The organism is Ruegeria sp. YTSB088 (assembly GCF_059609825.1).
This window is the reverse complement of the sequence record NZ_JBXWMM010000013.1, coordinates 71,180-87,572: the sequence shown is the minus strand read 5'-3', so window position 1 is coordinate 87,572 and position 16,393 is coordinate 71,180. Positions and strand designations below refer to the sequence as shown.

Sequence of the window (16,393 nt, the reverse complement as noted above, 5' to 3'; positions counted from 1 at the left end):
GATCAAGTATTCTTTGGAAGGAAACCTTCATGAAGCTCAATCGCAGGCAATTCGTTGCAGGCACGTCGGCACTGCTCGCGGTGCCGGCTCTCGGGAGGGCGGCCACCGCCCCCCGAATAATCGAGGCGCGTTCAGGATTGGCACGTGTTGCCCCCGACAGCTATCCTGAAACCGAGATATGGGGATATGATGGCGGTGTTCCGGGCCCCGAAATTCGTGCCCGGCAGGGCGAAACGGTTCGCCGGACACTCCTGAACTCATTGCCTCAGCCTACAGCAATCCATTGGCATGGGCTGCGGGTTCCAAACAACATGGATGGGGTGCCGGGTCTTACACAGGAGGCTGTACCAACAAGCGGCGAGTTTCAGTATGATTTGCCTTTGAAGGATGCGGGAACCTTCTGGTACCACTCTCATAACCAGTCAACGGAACAAGTGGCCAGGGGCCTTTACGGCGCGTTCATCGTCGACGAAACGGACCCGCCGGACACGGATCGTGACATTACGATCCTGCTGGATGACTGGAGGTTGGGTCAGGATGCCCAAATCGTCGATGATTTTGGCGCGATGCATGACTGGACGCATGCAGGCCGAATGGGAAATTACGTTCACGCGCACATATCGCCCATGACAGAAGTTTTGACGAACCAACGTTTGCGACTTCGAATGGTCAACGTGGCAACTGATCGGATCATGTATGTCTCAGTAGGTGGCGCAAACGGGAAACTGGTCGCTTATGATGGCATGCCTGTAAGGCAGCCAGAGGATTTTAAATCCCTTATTTTCGGGCCTGCACAGCGAGCAGACTTAATTGTTGATGTCACAGCGGAATCGAACGAAGCCGTTCAAATAACTCTTCACGAACGCGATGAATCGTTTGTCATCGCTGAGATCCCGGTTTCGGGAAGCGGCACATCTGCTAACCGCGGTGTGATCGCAGCCCTGCCACCCAACCCTGCTTCTTTTCTCGAAGATGTTTCTGACGCTTTGACAGTTCCATTGGTGATGGAAGGCGGGGCGATGGGCGGGCTGCGTCAAGGCACTTTTAACGGCCAAGTCATGAGCACCAATGAATTGGTTCAGGAAGGGCAGATCTGGACATTCAACGGTGTCGCCGGGTTACCTGAAAACCCGCTTGCTGCCGTTTCGCGTGGCGACATAGTCCGGATTCAGATGCAGAACGACACCGTCTTTCCGCACGCGATGCACTTGCACGGGACGCACTTCCAGGAAGTTCTGCCGAACGGCAGCCTGGGGCCGCAGCGGGACACAATCCTGGTTGACCGGATAGAAACGCGGGAGATTGCGTTCGTTGCGGATAACCCGGGGGACTGGCTGTTTCATTGCCACATGCTGTCGCATCAGGCCGCTGGTATGAAGACCTGGCTGAGCGTGGCGTGATGAACAAGAGCGCGGCGAAATGGGTGTCACTGGCTGCTGTAGTGATCATTGTCGCGGTCGCTGGCTGGGGCCTTAGTGGGCGTGCGCAGAACAGTGCATCGGCGGATTCGGCACGTGGTGCAGTTTTGTACGCCGAAAACTGCGCGTCATGCCACGGGGCAAATTTGGAGGGTCAGCCGGATTGGCAAACACCCGGTGCAGATGGCGTACTACTGGCACCCCCGCATGACCGAACAGGGCACACTTGGCATCACAGCGACAAGCTGTTGTTCGATTATACAAAGCTTGGCGGGGACCAAACACTAAAACAGATGGGTGTCACTGACGTCAAAAGCGGTATGCCAGGTTTCGGGGACACTCTGTCGGATCAGGAAATCTGGGACATCCTTGCCTTCATCAAGGAAAGTTGGCCGAATCGGGAACGCAAGCTGCAAGAGCAGCGCACCGAGGCAGAACAAACGGAAGGAAACTGATGTGAAACGAATATTTGCAGGCTTAATCGCCGTCGCCATGTCGATTGGTGCTCCTATGGCGAGCGCTGACGAGTTGACTGAAGCCGATGTGAAGCGGCTGGCTCTCGAAGCCATTCTGGAAAACCCGGAGGTCATCATGCAGGCGGTGGAACTGCTTCAACAGCGCGAAGATAAGGCAAAAGCCGAAGCAATTGGAAACGTCTTGGAAAACCAGCGTGAATTGCTTGAACAGGATCCGAATGCACCCGTCATCGGAAATCCTGAAGGTAATGTAACAGTTGTCGAGTTCTTTGACTATAACTGTCCATATTGCAAACGCGCTGCACCTGTCGTGAAAAGCGTGATAGCAGGTGATTCCGATGTGCGAGTTGTCTATAGAGAATGGCCCGTACTCGGAGAAGGTTCCGTCTTCGCAGCACGCGCTGCGCTTGCCGCACGAAACCAGGGAAAATATGAAGAGTTTCATTGGGCGCTTATGGCTCTGAACGGCCGTGCCAACGAGGCCAGTGTCCTGAAAGTAGTTCGGGAACTTGGCCTAGACGAGGATCAATTGCGCGCAGATATGGAGGCGCCGGAAGTCGACGCGCATATTCAGGTGTCCATGGAATTGGCCCGGCAGCTTGGATTCAGTGGCACCCCTTCATTTGTGATTGGTGATGCGCTTGCCCCGGGGTTGATCGCGGAAGATGAAATGACCCGACTAATCGAGGCTGTCAGGGACGCAAGGTAGAGCCAACGGGGGCGACAGCATGTGCTCCCCCAATTTTCATGCGACCGTGGCTTCGTATCCCTCGGATTTCAGAGCTGAAAGGATACGATCAAGTGGATTGGTGCTTAAGACACGTACCGTCCGGTTTTCCATGTCAAAGTCCAACTGTGCAGAAGAATCCACCGTGGCAACGGCTTTTTCAATAGCTGACTTGCAATGCCCGCAGCTCATTTCTGGGGTATTTAGGGTCGTCATGAGTGTTTGCTCCTGCATTCCGTTGTCCCGGCTAGAGTATTCCAGCACAGGAAGGTCAAGTCGTGATTATTGGATCCCCAAGATTAGCAGGAAAATAGTCAACCGCATCCCTTGACCTTCCACTTGCTGGAACCCTTATGTTGCCCGTCAGCAGAATATTAGTGGTGACAATATGACTGAAATTTCACATGTACGGTTTCAAGTTCAGGGTATGAGCTGTGCTTCTTGCGTAGGGCGCGTCGAGCGCGCGTTGAAAGATGTGCCAGGGGTAGATGCCGCTTCGGTTAATCTCGCCAGCGAAAGCGTTCAGGTCGATTTCCGCGATCCAGCCGATAAAGCGGCCATTGCTGATGCGTTAAACAGCGCCGGATATCCGGCACGGACGGAAGAGGTAACGCTGGATATTCAGAACATGTCCTGCGCATCGTGCGTGGGGCGCGTTGAACGGGCATTGCAAGCAAATGATGGCGTCTTGTCCGCGTCGGTCAATCTGGCCACCGAAAGTGCAACTGTGCGTTATGTTGAGGGAGTCACAACACCCGAAGCCATCGCGGCGCTTGCGGCATCTGCTGGCTATCCGGCGAGCCTGCGATCCGCGACGCAGACCGAACCACAAGACCGCAAAGCCGAAGAGATTCGCCAATTGGCCCGGCGAACAAGTTTTGCCGCTTTGCTCGCTTTGCCGGTATTCATTCTTGAAATGGGCTCGCATGTTATTCCGGGCACGCACCACCTGATAGCGAGCACGATCGGTATCCAGAACAGCTATTACCTGCAATTCCTTCTGACCACGATCGTTCTTTTTGGCCCAGGATTGCAGTTCTATACCAAGGGATTCCCTTCCTTGGTCAAAGGCGCGCCGGACATGAACTCTCTGGTGGCCCTGGGTACTTCGGCGGCATATGGGTTCTCACTGATCTCGACCTTTGCGCCGGGTATTCTTCCGGCCGGAACCGCAAACGTCTACTACGAGGCCGCAGCGGTGATCGTGGTTCTCATATTGCTTGGGCGGTTCCTAGAGGCGCGCGCCAAGGGCCGAACTGGTGAAGCGATCCGAAAACTGGTCGGTCTGCAGGCAAAAACAGCGCGTGTTGAGCGCGACGGATCGGCTATTGAGCTTCCGATCGAGCAGATCGTTGTTGGGGATATTGTGCACGTTCGACCTGGCGAGAAGATCGCGGTGGATGGTGCCGTAATGACCGGCGCGTCATATGTCGATGAAAGCATGATCACCGGCGAGCCGGTTCCCGTCGAAAAGACGGAAGGTGCAACTGTGGTCGGCGGAACAGTCAATGGCGCGGGCGCATTAACGTACCGGGCCGAAAAGATCGGCGCAGACACTATGTTGGCCCAGATCATTCAGATGGTCGAACAAGCACAAGGTGCCAAGCTTCCGATTCAAGGCCTGGTCGACCGCATCACGCTGTGGTTCGTGCCGGTAGTGATCGCTGTGGCCGTTGTGACTGTGCTGGTTTGGATGTTGTTCGGACCCGATCCCGCGCTCAGCTTGGCGTTGGTAGCCGGGGTTGCGGTACTGATCATTGCTTGCCCCTGCGCCATGGGGTTGGCCACACCCACCTCAATCATGGTCGGCACCGGCCGCGCGGCCGAGATGGGCGTCCTGTTCCGAAAGGGCGACGCCTTGCAAATGCTGCAGGAAACCACCGTTGTTGCGGTGGACAAGACGGGGACTTTGACCGAAGGGCGTCCGGAGCTAACCGACCTGATTGTGGCCGAAGGAATGACCGAGGAGGAGGTTCTGCGCCTTGTTGCTGCCGTTGAGGTCACATCCGAACATCCGATCGCCACGGCCATCGTGCGCGCGGCTGAAACCCGTGGTCTGGAGCTTCCGAAGCCAGAAGACTTCACGTCGATCACCGGTTACGGGGTAAGCGCCTCAGTCGAAGGTCATACAATCCTGATCGGGGCCGACCGCCTGATGAGTCGCGAAGGGGTTGAAATGGGCGCGTTGACTGATCGGGGCGCTGAACTCGCAATCAACGGAAAGACTCCACTTTATGCCTCCGTAGACGGATTTATTGCAGCCGTCATCGCCGTGGCGGACCCAATCAAGACCACCACGCCAGACGCAATTGAAGCTTTGCACGGACTGGGGCTGAAAGTAGCGATGATTACCGGCGACAATACCGCTACTGCCAAATCCATCGCGGCGCAGCTTGGCATCGATCATGTCGTGGCCGAGGTTCTGCCCGAGGGTAAAGTATCCGCGTTGCAAGATCTGCGCTCAAATGGTGGAAAACTGGCCTTTGTGGGTGATGGCATCAATGATGCCCCCGCTCTGGCGGCGGCTGACGTAGGAATTGCGATCGGGACAGGCACTGACATCGCCATCGAGGCGGCTGATGTCGTTCTTATGTCAGGCGACCTGACAGGCGTGGTCAACGCCTTCGACATTAGTCAGCGCACGATGCGTAACATCCGCCAAAACCTGTTCTGGGCTTTCAGCTACAACACGCTGCTCATACCTGTCGCCGCGGGGGTGCTCTATCCGTTTGGCGGCCCGTTGCTGTCGCCGGTTCTGGCTGCAGGTGCCATGGCTCTGTCCAGTGTATTTGTTCTGACCAACGCGCTGCGGTTGCGCTGGGTAAAGCCGATCAAAGTTGGGCGAGATCAGATCTCGCAGAGCACCGAGCAGACGCTGCGATCAGCGCCTGCCGAATAGAATGGGAGAACCACTGTGAATATCGGAGATGTAGCAGAACGTTCGGGTCTGCCTGCCAAAACCATCCGCTATTACGAGGATATCGGATTCATCAAACCCAGGCGCAGCCTGAATGGATATCGCCATTTTGACGAAAAGGAGCTGCACAAGCTGGCCTTCATTGGGCGAGCCCGTTCTTTGGGCTTCACCATTGAGGATTGTCGCTCGCTACTGGCGCTATACGAGGATAAAGAACGCGCAAGCGCAGACGTGAAAGAAATCGCCAAACAAAACCTAAATGAGATAGATGCCAAGATTACAGACTTGAAGGCCATGCATGCAACACTGACTCATCTTATTGATGAATGCGCCGGTGACCATCGCCCTGACTGCCCGATCTTAAAAAAACTCGGCCAGTCTTAGCTGCGCTCGTCTATAAACTGCCTTCAGTTTTGGCAGTTTGTGATTTGCACTCGCGGAAATCTGCCTTTTAAAATGCAGCGCTTCAAATCACCTGCTTTTTTTTACCGCCTGGCTTGCACACACGCCACGAACGCACTACGTGCCCAGAATGGATTGTGAGTTTGTCTCAGTGTTGCGAATGACGTTATTAACATGCGTCTGCTTGGCGATGACGTTCGTCGGGACCGTTGCTGTTGCGAGCAGTGACGTGAAAAGCAGTAACACCCATGACCGTTACGGTTTGTCACTCTTTGCTAAGTTATCAGATTTCAAACACGACCATAGCGGTTTGCATCCTACGACCGGCCAATTCCACGCGGATGACCACGTGAATCATAACGGAGAATGCAATTCGGGCATCTGTTGCGTTGGTGAATATCCGGCCCATGTTGGTCTTTCGTTATTGGCCGCAGCTTTTGGGCAGCAAAACCATAACATGGCTACGGACACCCATATCTCCCAAGAGCCTCTGACTCCCGATCGTCCTCCCCAAATCTCCTAACATCCAAAGGCCCGCAAGCGCGGGTTTTCATGTTGATTCGGTTCGAGCAATCACTGCGACCGTCAGGAGATTACTATGCGTGGAAGATATGCGGCACTATCAGTTCTTGCCTTGGCGTTTGGCCTGGGTGGAGGTGTCATTCTTGAAAGACTATACTTGAATCCAATCGATCAGGGGCAGTCGAACGAACCAGAAGTTCTCTATTGGGTAGCACCGATGGACCCGAATTTTCGGCAGCCAGAACCTGGAAAATCGCCGATGGGTATGGACTTGATCCCAGTATATTCTGGGCAGGAACCTTCTGGCGACCCAGAAGAAGTCACCCTGAGTTCCGCCGAAATCAACGCAATTGGCGTGCGAACTGCGGTTGCACGCATGACGGATATCGAGCCTCGTATTGAGACGGTAGGTTTCGTCGGCTTTGACGAACACTTAACCAGCCACGTTCATACGCGCGTTGAAGGTTGGATTGAGGAACTGAAAGTTCGCGCGGTCGGTGATCGCGTTGAGAAGGGGCAAGTTCTATTCGAACTCTTTTCGCCGCTGATTGCAGCTGCGACCGGCGATCTTGTACGCGCAGTCGAAGCTGGTGACCCGCGTATTTTGAACGCGGCGCGCAATAAGTTGATCAGCCACGGTATGTCCGCACGTCAGGTTGCAGAGATCGAGGCAGGCGGTGAGTTGGTTCGAAATGTGCAAATTGAAGCGCCTCAAAACGGTGTTGTCATAGCGCTGAATGCCGCCGATGGAATGTACCTGCAGCCTGGTACACTTGCGTTTTCGGTCACCGATCTTTCCGAAGTATGGCTGATCGTCGATGTATTCGAACGAGATATTGCGCGTTTGTCGGAGAATATGCGCGCGATAGCAAGATTCGAGCACCTACCCGGTCGCATCTTCGAAGGCGACATCGACTATGTTTACCCTGAGCTTGATCCGCAAACCCGAACTCTTCCCGTAAGGCTGAGTTTCGATAACTCCGATGGCGTGCTGCGGCCAGGAATGTTTGGCAGTGTCAGCCTTATACCAGATGAAAGCCGGAATGTTCTCACCGTTCCATCAGAGGCGTTAATTCGTACCGGTTCGGCGGAACGTGTCATCTTGAAAACAGGCGAGGGTACTTTTCGCCCGAGATTGGTGACCACAGGTCTTCGAGATAGTTTCGGCGAGGGGGGACGAACAGAAGTTCTACAAGGGCTTGAACCCGGCGAGGAAGTTGTCGCATCCGCACAGTTTCTAATCGACAGTGAAAGTGCTTTGAGCGCCGGCTTCACGCGTATGGCGCCAACGGATACCGAACCGGCACGCGGGGCAGGTACCCTGATTTCACTCGATGCTGAAAATCGTATGGCAACTGTTCGTCACGACGTTCTCGAAAGCCTCGATTGGCCCGCAATGACTTCGGAGTTTCCGGTGAAGTCTGGTGTTTCACTCGACCGTTTGAGTGCAGGCGACGCAGTTGCTTTCGTGATCGCGCGGGGTGCGGATGGGCTTCTGAGCCTGATGGAGCTTGCGCCGGACGATGGTATAGCCGGAACTGGTGCCGGTGTCGCGCGCGCCGTCACTTCCGACGGCAAATTGACGCTTGAGCACGGACCGATCCCCGAGCTCGGTTGGCCGGCCATGACAATGGATTTGCCTGTAGTGGGAGTAAGTCTAACAACCGTGCCGATCGACATGCCAATTGAGTTTGATCTGGCTGAGGGGGAAGGAGGAATGTTCTCGATTGTAGCAGTTCGCGAAGAGGGCTCTACGCCGACCGATTCCGTTGAACCCGAAGAAACCGACACGCCTTCTGCTCCACCGATTGTAGCCACCGGCACGATCAACCTCGTTAATGTTGAGGCGGGAACTGCGACTATCACACACGGGCCGATGACTGAGATTGGCATGCCGGGAATGACCATGGATTTCCCATTAGACCCAACACTGGACACAAGCATGCTCGAAGTTGGTCCTGAAATGACTCTGACTTTCGCGCGCGAAGATGGGATTACAATGGTGTTGGCTGGGGCAACCCCTATCGCGCCGCCGCTTCAGGTTTCTGGTCGGATTAACAGTATCAACCCAAACGCGCGTACCGCGAATGTAACACACGGTCCAATGACCGAGATCGGTATGCCGGGTATGACAATGGATTTCCCGGTTGCGGAAGGGGTCGACGTTTCGAACTTGCCTGTGGGGATTGGTGTTTCTTTGATCCTTCGCCGCAATCCTGACTTTTCGATGACTCTGTTAGAGGTCACACTTGATGGGAGTGTTACGCAGTGATCACGGCCATCATTCGTTCTTCTCTCGCCAACAGGTTCGTCATCTTAGCCCTCGCATTCATGATGGGAGTTGCGGGTATTTGGGCCATTCGCGAGACACCGGTTGATGCAATCCCGGATCTGTCGGATGTCCAGGTAATTGTTCGCACGCCATATCCCGGGCAAGCACCTCAAGTTGTCGAAAACCAAATAACATATCCACTTGCGACAGCCTTATTGGCCGTACCCAGTGCAAAAGACGTTCGCGGGTTCTCGTTCTTTGGAGATAGCTTTGTATATGTCGTCTTTGAAGACGGAACGGACCTCTATTGGGCTCGGTCGCGTGTGCTCGAATATTTGGGCCAGATTACCGGCAGCTTGCCCGAAGGCGTGTCTCCACAACTTGGCCCTGATGCGACTGGGGTGGGGTGGATTTATCAGTATGCGCTGGTTGACGAAACAGGAAATCATGATCTGGCGCAGCTCAGGACTCTGCAGGATTGGTTTCTGAAATATGAATTGCAAGCCGTGGAAGGCGTCTCAGAAGTTGCAACCATCGGCGGAATGGTCAAACAGTACCAGGTCGTCGTCGACCCAAACAAACTACGTGCCTATGACATAACACTTGCGCAACTGAGGACGGCTATTCAGGCGGCCAACCGCGAGACGGGCGGCAGCGTCATTGAGATGGGTGAAGCCGAATTCATGGTCAGGTCCTCGGGCTACATTGACGAATTGTCAGACCTTGCAAGCGCGCCGTTGATGGTCAACGAGCGTGGCGCCGCTCTGACGCTGGGAGACGTCGCTGAAATCCGCCTGGGGCCTGAAATGCGCCGTGGTGTCGGAGAACTCGACGGGCAAGGAGACGCGGTTGGCGGAGTGGTCATCCTGCGATGGGGCGGGAACGCGTTGGCGACCATCAAAGCGGTGGAAGCGCGCATCGAAGAGTTGCGTTCAAACCTGCCGGAAGGGGTCGAAATCATAACGACCTACGACCGATCTGGTGTGATCGAGCGCGCTATCGATAACCTCCAGAAGAAATTGACGCAGGAATTCATCGTCGTTGTTCTTGTGTGCGCGGCTTTTCTACTTCATCTGCGGTCATCCCTGGTGATTCTTCTGTCGCTCCCGCTGGGAATCTTTGCCGCATTTATTCTGATGAAGGCGCAAGGAGTAAACGCAAACATCATGTCGCTCGGCGGCATAGCCATCGCTATTGGTGCGATGGTCGACGCATCGATTGTGATGATCGAGGCGATGCACAGGCGGTTGGAAAAAGAAAAGCTCACAGCAGAGAACCGATGGCGGATTGTGCAAGAGTGCGCTTCTGAGGTGGGACCAGCCCTTTTTTATTCTCTGGCGATCATCACGGTTAGTTTTTTGCCTGTCTTCGTGTTGGAAAATCAGGAAGGTAGGCTCTTCTCGCCACTCGCTTATACCAAGACCTACGCCATGGCAGCTGCGGCCATCCTTTCGATAACGCTGGTCCCGGTTTTGATGGGTTACTTTGTAAGGGGGCGTATTCTACCTGAGCGAAAAAATCCGCTAAATCGTTTGGTCGTGTTCGTGTATCGCCCATTTCTGGACGCGGCAATTGCCTGGCCTTGGGCGACAACGCTGTTGGCCGGCGTTCTGGTGGCGTCCATGTGGTACCCTTACCAGAGAATTGGCTCTGAATTCATGCCCGAGTTGAACGAGGGCGATTTTCTCTACATGCCGAGCTTCTACCCCGGGATCTCGACGGGAAAAGCCCGTGAGGTGCTGCAGCAGACCAACCGCCTGATCGCGACCGTGCCTGAAGTCGAAACTGTTCACGGTAAAGTTGGGCGTGCGGAGACTGCAACCGATCCAGCACCACTGACAATGGTGGAGACCACTATCCAACTCAAGCCGGAAAAAGAATGGCGACCGGGCATGACAATGGAGAAAATCCGGAATGAGCTTGATCGTATCGTTCAGATTCCGGGCGTCACAAATGTTTGGATCCAACCTATCAAGAACCGCATCGACATGCTTGCAACGGGTATCCGTACACCTGTCGGTGTCAAAATATCTGGCACGGACTTGGAGGTCATTACAGATATCGGGATCGAAGTAGAACGTGCGGTCGCCGATATTAAAGGAACGGCTTCCGCATACGCAGAGCGGCCTGTTGGCGGGCGTTTCATCGAAATCGACGTCAAACGAGATGCCGCCTCCCGATACATGATGAGTGTTCGAGAAGTTCAGGACGTAGTGCAGACCGCAATTGGCGGTATGCAAGTGTCGGAATCTGTGGAGGGGCTGGAGAGGTTTCCTATAAACCTACGGTACCCTCAAGCATTGCGAGACAGCCCGGAACGGCTCGAAAATCTGCCTGTTGTCACACCATCGGGTGCTCATGTGCCACTGTCCGCTCTCGCCGATATTCGAATAGTTGACGGGCCGGGAATGATACGATCAGAGAACGCGCGACGAACTGGGTTTGTGTTCATCGACATCGCGGGGCGCGACCTGGGCGGCTATGTGGCCGAAGCACAAGAGGTGGTTGCAGAAAAGGTCGACCTGCCTCCAGGTTATTCGCTGACTTGGTCAGGGCAGTATGAGTACATAGAGAGAATGCAGGACAGGCTGACGATCGTTGCTCCTGCAACCCTGCTAATTATCACGCTCATGCTTTTCCTGGCGTTCAATCGGGTGATTGAGGTCGGGATAATTCTTGCGGCGCTTCCGGTCGCATTGGCAGGTGGGGTTTGGTTCCTGTGGTATCTTAACTTCGATATTTCGATAGCTGTGCTCGTGGGTTTCATCGCGCTGGCGGGAGTTGCCGTGGAAACAGCGATTGTCATGTTGCTGTACCTCAATCTTGCTTGGGAGAAACGTCGTGGGCTGGCGCAATCGGAACAGCGAAAGCTTACACGTAACGATATCGAAGACGCGGTGTTCGAAGGAGCCGTTCTTCGGGTTCGGCCGAAGGTAATGACTGTAGCCACGATCTTTGCAGCACTGATACCCATCATGTACGGCACCGGTACAGGCTCTGAAATCATGCAGCGTATCGCGGCGCCGATGATTGGGGGCATGGTGACAGCGACGCTTCTTACGCTTTTCGTCATTCCCGCAATATTCGTGATTTGGAAACGGCTCGCGCTCAATCGCGTGAACCGAGAGATTTCCCACACGATCCAGGAAGTGCCCCCTGCGCTTCCGGCAGAATAATACCCACAACCTTGAAACAGGAGCATCTGATGAGAACTTTGACTGCTATTGTGGCCCTATTGGCCGTGTCGACGACAACCAGCATCGCGCAAACGAACCACGGCATGGACCATTCCAACATGTCCGTGTCCTCCGAACAGATGGAAGGGGCGATTCACGCAAAAGCTATGGTGAACTCAATTGGCGACGAAACCGCTAACGTCAGCCATGATCCGATCCCCGAGATCGGGTGGCCCGCGATGACGATGGATTTGCAGCTTCTTGAGAATGCCCAGATGATGGGTGAGATTAGCGCCGGTGACGAAGTCACACTGATGTTGGTCAAAAGCGATGGTGGTATGTATGCGATCGGCGCGATCATGAAAAACTGAGTCTGTTGATGCGGCAGCTATTCACCAATGATGTGATTGTTCACCGTTTCAAGGACTGTAGGAAATTCTATGAACTAAGAGAAATGGAGTAGGAGCCACTCAAGAACCAAATCATATTTCAACGATCTGTGGCTCTGCTCATAAGTTATCAGTCCATTGTCGGTTAAAGGCGCTTTAAGCAATTCGTTGACTGATTGAAGCCCCAAAGCTCAGAAAATCTTCCGGCTATTCTGAAAGAACAGAGCAATCCAGGCAAGCAGTACACAAACTGCCAACGCTTCGGTATCTCCGGCCCGCGCCACTGCAGTTATACTTGCGCTAAATTCTGGAGCTGCTTGCGCGGCCCAGTGGAAATCTGACCGACAATCAAATTTCACCTAAAACATTTCACAATTGGAATGTGTGTACTACATTGTCGCCGAGATGACTTCATGCGGCCATTCAACGGACCAGCATCGAATTGTCTGGGGCGTTGCCTTGTTGGTTTTTGCTCCAGTCGAAAACGCAGCGCGGAGCGGTCAAAATGAGGATATCTCCAGGGCGACAACTTGGGAAAACGATACGACATGACGGCTAACACAAGAGAGCACTGGGACGATGTCTATGGCGAGAAGTTTGACACCCAATTGAGTTGGCACGAGGACGATCCAGAGATATCGCTTGAACTCATCGAGTTGATCAGAGTGTCTAAGCCTTCATCCGTCATCGACATTGGCGGAGGTACATCTCGTCTTGCTGGAGCGTTGCTTGCGAAGGGGCTCCATGACGTGACAGTTCTCGATCTATCGCAGGTCGCGTTGGACACGGCCCGGGAACGGTTGGGGCGCGCCGCTGAAACAGTCACGTGGATTTCCGCAGATATAACTTCTTGGGTCCCCGATCGCAGATATGACGTCTGGCATGATAGGGCGGTTTTTCACTTTCTCGTGGATACATCGCAACGCGCGGCCTATCTGGAAAGCGTGAAGAGAGGGGTAAGAATTGGCGGCCATGTGATCATTGCTACGTTTGCACTTGATGGGCCGGAGACTTGCAGTGGTCTCCCGGTCGCCCGCCATAGTCCGAGCGATATCGCCGTGCTTTTCGAGGAACATTTTGAACTCGTCGCGCATCGCCATCACCTGCACCAAACCCCTTGGGGGGAAAGTCAGTCTTTCCAGTTCAGTGTTCTCCGCCGCTGCGTTTGAGCCCACACCTGAGACTGGCCCAAAGCGGTGCGCTTCCAATAAGCTTTCAGAACGTGCCGATTGTGTTAACAAGTTACGTTTGGCCCTCAAAAACTGGCAGAACCACCTTAGCGCACAAGCCGCCAGTTTCCCCGTTTAGCAATTCTATCGTGCCACCGTGGGACTGGATGATTGTACGTGCGATCGACAACCCCAAGCCGGTTCCGCCAGTTTCTCGCGAGCGTGATGTTTCAAGCCGCACGAAAGGGTCGAATACCGCGTCAAGCATATGCTCCGGGATGCCGGGGCCTTGGTCCTGAATCAATATTTTTGCCTCATTCCTCTCTTGCGTGACCAAGATGTTGGCCCGGGCACCATACCGGCAGGCGTTTTCAATTACATTGCGCAAAGCGCGCTTCATTAGCATCGGCCGAAGTGTGACAGCTGGATTGTCTGCTACCACTACTTCGACAGTGTTACCGGCTTGGATAAGATCCTCAGCCGCTTTGGTTACGAACTCACCAATTGGAACGGTACTTGAAGGTTCTCGCGTGGCTACGCCCTTGGCGAATGACAGGGTGGAGTCCACCATTTCCTGCATTTCTTCGATGGTCTCGATCAAATGGTCACGTGTCTCGTCCTCGTCCACCAGTTCGGCGCGAACTCGCAATCCTGTCAGTGGTGAACGCAAATCGTGACCCAGCGCTCCCAATAGTCTGGTCCGATCAGCAACATAGCGGGTCAGCCTGTCACGCATACGGTTGAACGCCTGTGTTAAACCTTGCACCTCAGTCGGCCCGGAAACCGTCAGCTCGTGGACGTCTTCACCGCGACCGAACTGGTCTGCGGCGAGTGAAAGGCGGCGCAAAGGGCCGGTTAGCCTTGTCAGTAGAAACCAAATGGCTGCACCAAGAATCAGAGTTGCAGTGAACCCGAAGCTGACAAAGGATTGCCAAGGCCATTGCAATGGTGGGTTGTGGAACCGGGTATCAACGTTGAGCCATTGATCGGTCGTCAGAGCGATCGACAGCTGCATTTCAACTGTGGATACGTCATCACGCATCATTGCCATGTGCATTTCAGCCATCGTAGACGGAAAACCTTCGGCCGGCAGCATATCGGGCGAGAACTCATGTAACTCGACCCTGATGGGGCGGTTTTCATAGCCCGGCAGAATTCTGCGAATTGTGTTTTCGACTGTCCCACCAGCGTTATGCCCGGTGTGATCGACCGCCGGCGTATTTGTAAGGCTGAAACGCACCAACGGAGAGCTCGCCGCTCGCAGGATCGCATCGTGCATCTCTGGTGGAGCATCTTCGATCAGTCGCGCGATGTTTGCGGCGCGTCCAGCCGTTTCCATACCAAGGGCCATGTGTACAGCCATCGAGCGTTCGTCGACAAAGAGCCACAGGCTGACCAGTTGCGCCGCAGCCAGCGCCGCGATGATCAAAAGGATAAGCTGACCGCGCAAGCTTTGAGCAAAGACTTTCATTCCGAAAGCTCGCGCACGTCAGTTGACAGGCAATAACCGCCACCTCTTACAGTTGTGATGAGTTTCGGCCGCGCTGGGTCAGCTTCGATCTTGCGGCGCAGGCGGCTGACCTGGTTGTCGATCGTACGATCGAACAGGTGAGGGCTGCGGCCGGCGGTCAAGTCCAGAAGCGCGTCACGTGACATCACCATGCGCGGCCGTTGCAGAAACTCGGCCAGCAGCCGGAAGTCGGCGGTTGTCAGGCTTTCTTCGGTTCCATCCGCCGCGGTCAGGGTGCGGCGGTCGGTGTCCAACACCCAGTCCCCGAATGCGATCTGTTTGCCCGCCAGGCCTCCAACTGGGCGCGCGTCGATATCGGTACGTCGCAGGATGGCTTTGATCCGTGCCAGCAATTCACGCGGGTTGAACGGCTTAGGCAGATAGTCATCGGCCCCGATTTCCAACCCTACTATACGGTCGGTGTCGTCACCCAATGCTGTCAGCATCAAGATTGGCGGCCCTCCGGCGGCGGATAGGCGGCGGCAAACCGAAAGACCGTCTTCGCCCGGCATCATGATATCCAGCACGATCAAGTCGAACCGCCCGGCTGCCAGTCGCGCGTCCATCTCGGAGGCGTCGCGCGCAGTGCTGGCCCGTAGCCCGTTCTTTTCAAGATAGCGGCTGACCGCATCGCGGATCTCGTGGTGATCGTCGACGACAAGGATATGCGATGTTTCTGTCATGGCGCGATCATAGGCCCCGGAGCTGAGCAAATCCCGGCTTTTTTGTATCGCTTTGTATCAGGCAGGCGGGTTGCGACAAGGCGATACAAACCAGACAGGGCAGGGGGGTAGTGGTGGGCCTGTCGAGGGCCATATGCTTGGTGTCGAAACAAAAACCAAGAGGTGAAAGTCATGAAACGCACGTTCAAGCTGGCCGCCGTAGCCTTGGCCGGGTCTTTGATGGCTCTGCCCGCACTTGCCGCAGGTCAGCATGGCAGCAGCGAGCAGATGCAGGGCCATCAGGGTGGCATGATGAAGGGTGCGCCCGACGGCATGAATGGCGATCACGCCGGTATGATGCAAAAGATGATGAAGATGCATGGCCAGATGATGGGTGGTATGCATGGCAAGGGCATGATGCGCGGCAACTGGCTGTTGGTTTTGGATATGGACGAGGACGGTCGCGTGAGCGAGGCTGAGATAGCCGAAGGTTTGAAGGCCCGGATGCAGGCGCATGACGTCGATAGTGATGGCAACCTGTCGATTGACGAATTCGAGGCGCTGCATTCCGGAGTGATCCGCGAAACCATGGTGGACCGATTTCAGCATCTTGACGCCAATGGCGATGGCGCGGTGACTGCCAGGGAAGTCGAGAAAGGCGCGAAGACAATGTCGCCTAAACACAGCGTGAAAGACCCAAAACCCGCGCCTAAAGCCCCTGAAACCAACAACTGAAACGCAACCGTGTAGCCG

Annotated in this window: 13 protein-coding genes; 10 read left to right on the top strand and 3 right to left on the bottom strand. The window is 54.9% G+C overall.

What is annotated here, in order from left to right; all coding sequences use genetic code 11:
• The first annotated feature begins 29 nt into the window (after positions 1-29).
• The 3 genes from AC2FFA_RS18710 to AC2FFA_RS18700 are packed head-to-tail and all read left to right on the top strand — an operon-like array spanning position 30 to position 2,603.
• Positions 30-1,400: a multicopper oxidase family protein gene (locus tag AC2FFA_RS18710; protein ID WP_496852740.1), complete on the top strand. Its 1,371-nt coding sequence runs from the start codon at positions 30-32 to the stop codon at positions 1,398-1,400.
• Positions 1,400-1,873, top strand: coding sequence for a c-type cytochrome (locus tag AC2FFA_RS18705; protein WP_496852739.1), 474 nt, complete (start codon positions 1,400-1,402; stop codon positions 1,871-1,873). The genes AC2FFA_RS18710 and AC2FFA_RS18705 overlap by 1 nt, the downstream gene beginning before the upstream one ends.
• A gap of 1 nt (position 1,874) precedes the next feature.
• Positions 1,875-2,603, top strand: coding sequence for a DsbA family protein (locus AC2FFA_RS18700; RefSeq protein WP_496852738.1), 729 nt, complete (start codon positions 1,875-1,877; stop codon positions 2,601-2,603).
• Between the two features lie 36 nt (positions 2,604-2,639).
• Here the strand turns inward: AC2FFA_RS18700 and AC2FFA_RS18695 are convergent, their stop codons facing one another.
• A complete protein-coding gene (locus AC2FFA_RS18695; protein WP_496852737.1) occupies positions 2,640-2,855 on the bottom strand; it encodes a heavy-metal-associated domain-containing protein in 216 nt (71 codons plus the stop codon).
• Positions 2,856-3,009: 154 nt separating this feature from the next.
• On the opposite strand from AC2FFA_RS18695, the gene AC2FFA_RS18690 reads away from it, so the two are divergent.
• From AC2FFA_RS18690 to AC2FFA_RS18665, 6 genes are all read left to right on the top strand, one after another.
• A complete protein-coding gene (locus AC2FFA_RS18690; protein WP_496852736.1) occupies positions 3,010-5,520 on the top strand; it encodes a heavy metal translocating P-type ATPase in 2,511 nt (836 codons plus the stop codon).
• A gap of 15 nt (positions 5,521-5,535) precedes the next feature.
• On the top strand, positions 5,536-5,922 hold the full coding sequence (cueR, locus tag AC2FFA_RS18685; RefSeq protein ID WP_108862307.1) for a Cu(I)-responsive transcriptional regulator: 387 nt from the start codon (positions 5,536-5,538) through the stop codon (positions 5,920-5,922).
• A 616-nt stretch (positions 5,923-6,538) separates the two neighbouring features.
• The gene (locus AC2FFA_RS18680; RefSeq protein WP_496852735.1) at positions 6,539-8,734 is read left to right on the top strand and encodes an efflux RND transporter periplasmic adaptor subunit; all 2,196 of its coding nucleotides are present in this window, start codon (positions 6,539-6,541) and stop codon (positions 8,732-8,734) included.
• Positions 8,731-11,910 carry an efflux RND transporter permease subunit gene (locus tag AC2FFA_RS18675; protein WP_496852734.1) on the top strand — a complete coding sequence of 1,060 codons (3,180 nt, stop codon included), beginning with the start codon at positions 8,731-8,733 and terminating at the stop codon, positions 11,908-11,910. Before AC2FFA_RS18680 ends, AC2FFA_RS18675 begins: the two co-directional genes overlap by 4 nt.
• Before the next feature lie 29 nt (positions 11,911-11,939).
• Positions 11,940-12,281, top strand: a complete 342-nt coding sequence (locus tag AC2FFA_RS18670) for a copper-binding protein (protein WP_496852733.1) — start codon at positions 11,940-11,942, stop codon at positions 12,279-12,281.
• A 548-nt stretch (positions 12,282-12,829) separates the two neighbouring features.
• Positions 12,830-13,468 (top strand): class I SAM-dependent methyltransferase, encoded by a 639-nt coding sequence (locus tag AC2FFA_RS18665; RefSeq protein WP_496852732.1) that lies wholly within the window; start codon positions 12,830-12,832, stop codon positions 13,466-13,468.
• Between the two features lie 73 nt (positions 13,469-13,541).
• Here the strand turns inward: AC2FFA_RS18665 and AC2FFA_RS18660 are convergent, their stop codons facing one another.
• Together AC2FFA_RS18660 and AC2FFA_RS18655 are read right to left on the bottom strand one after the other, a co-directional pair.
• Positions 13,542-14,939, bottom strand: coding sequence for an ATP-binding protein (locus AC2FFA_RS18660; RefSeq protein WP_496852731.1), 1,398 nt, complete (start codon positions 14,937-14,939; stop codon positions 13,542-13,544).
• Positions 14,936-15,661 carry a response regulator gene (locus AC2FFA_RS18655; RefSeq protein WP_496852730.1) on the bottom strand — a complete coding sequence of 242 codons (726 nt, stop codon included), beginning with the start codon at positions 15,659-15,661 and terminating at the stop codon, positions 14,936-14,938. Before AC2FFA_RS18655 ends, AC2FFA_RS18660 begins: the two co-directional genes overlap by 4 nt.
• Before the next feature lie 171 nt (positions 15,662-15,832).
• Between AC2FFA_RS18655 and AC2FFA_RS18650 the strand changes: the two genes are divergently transcribed.
• Positions 15,833-16,375, top strand: a complete 543-nt coding sequence (locus tag AC2FFA_RS18650; protein WP_496852729.1) for an EF-hand domain-containing protein — start codon at positions 15,833-15,835, stop codon at positions 16,373-16,375.
• Positions 16,376-16,393 lie beyond the last annotated feature (18 nt).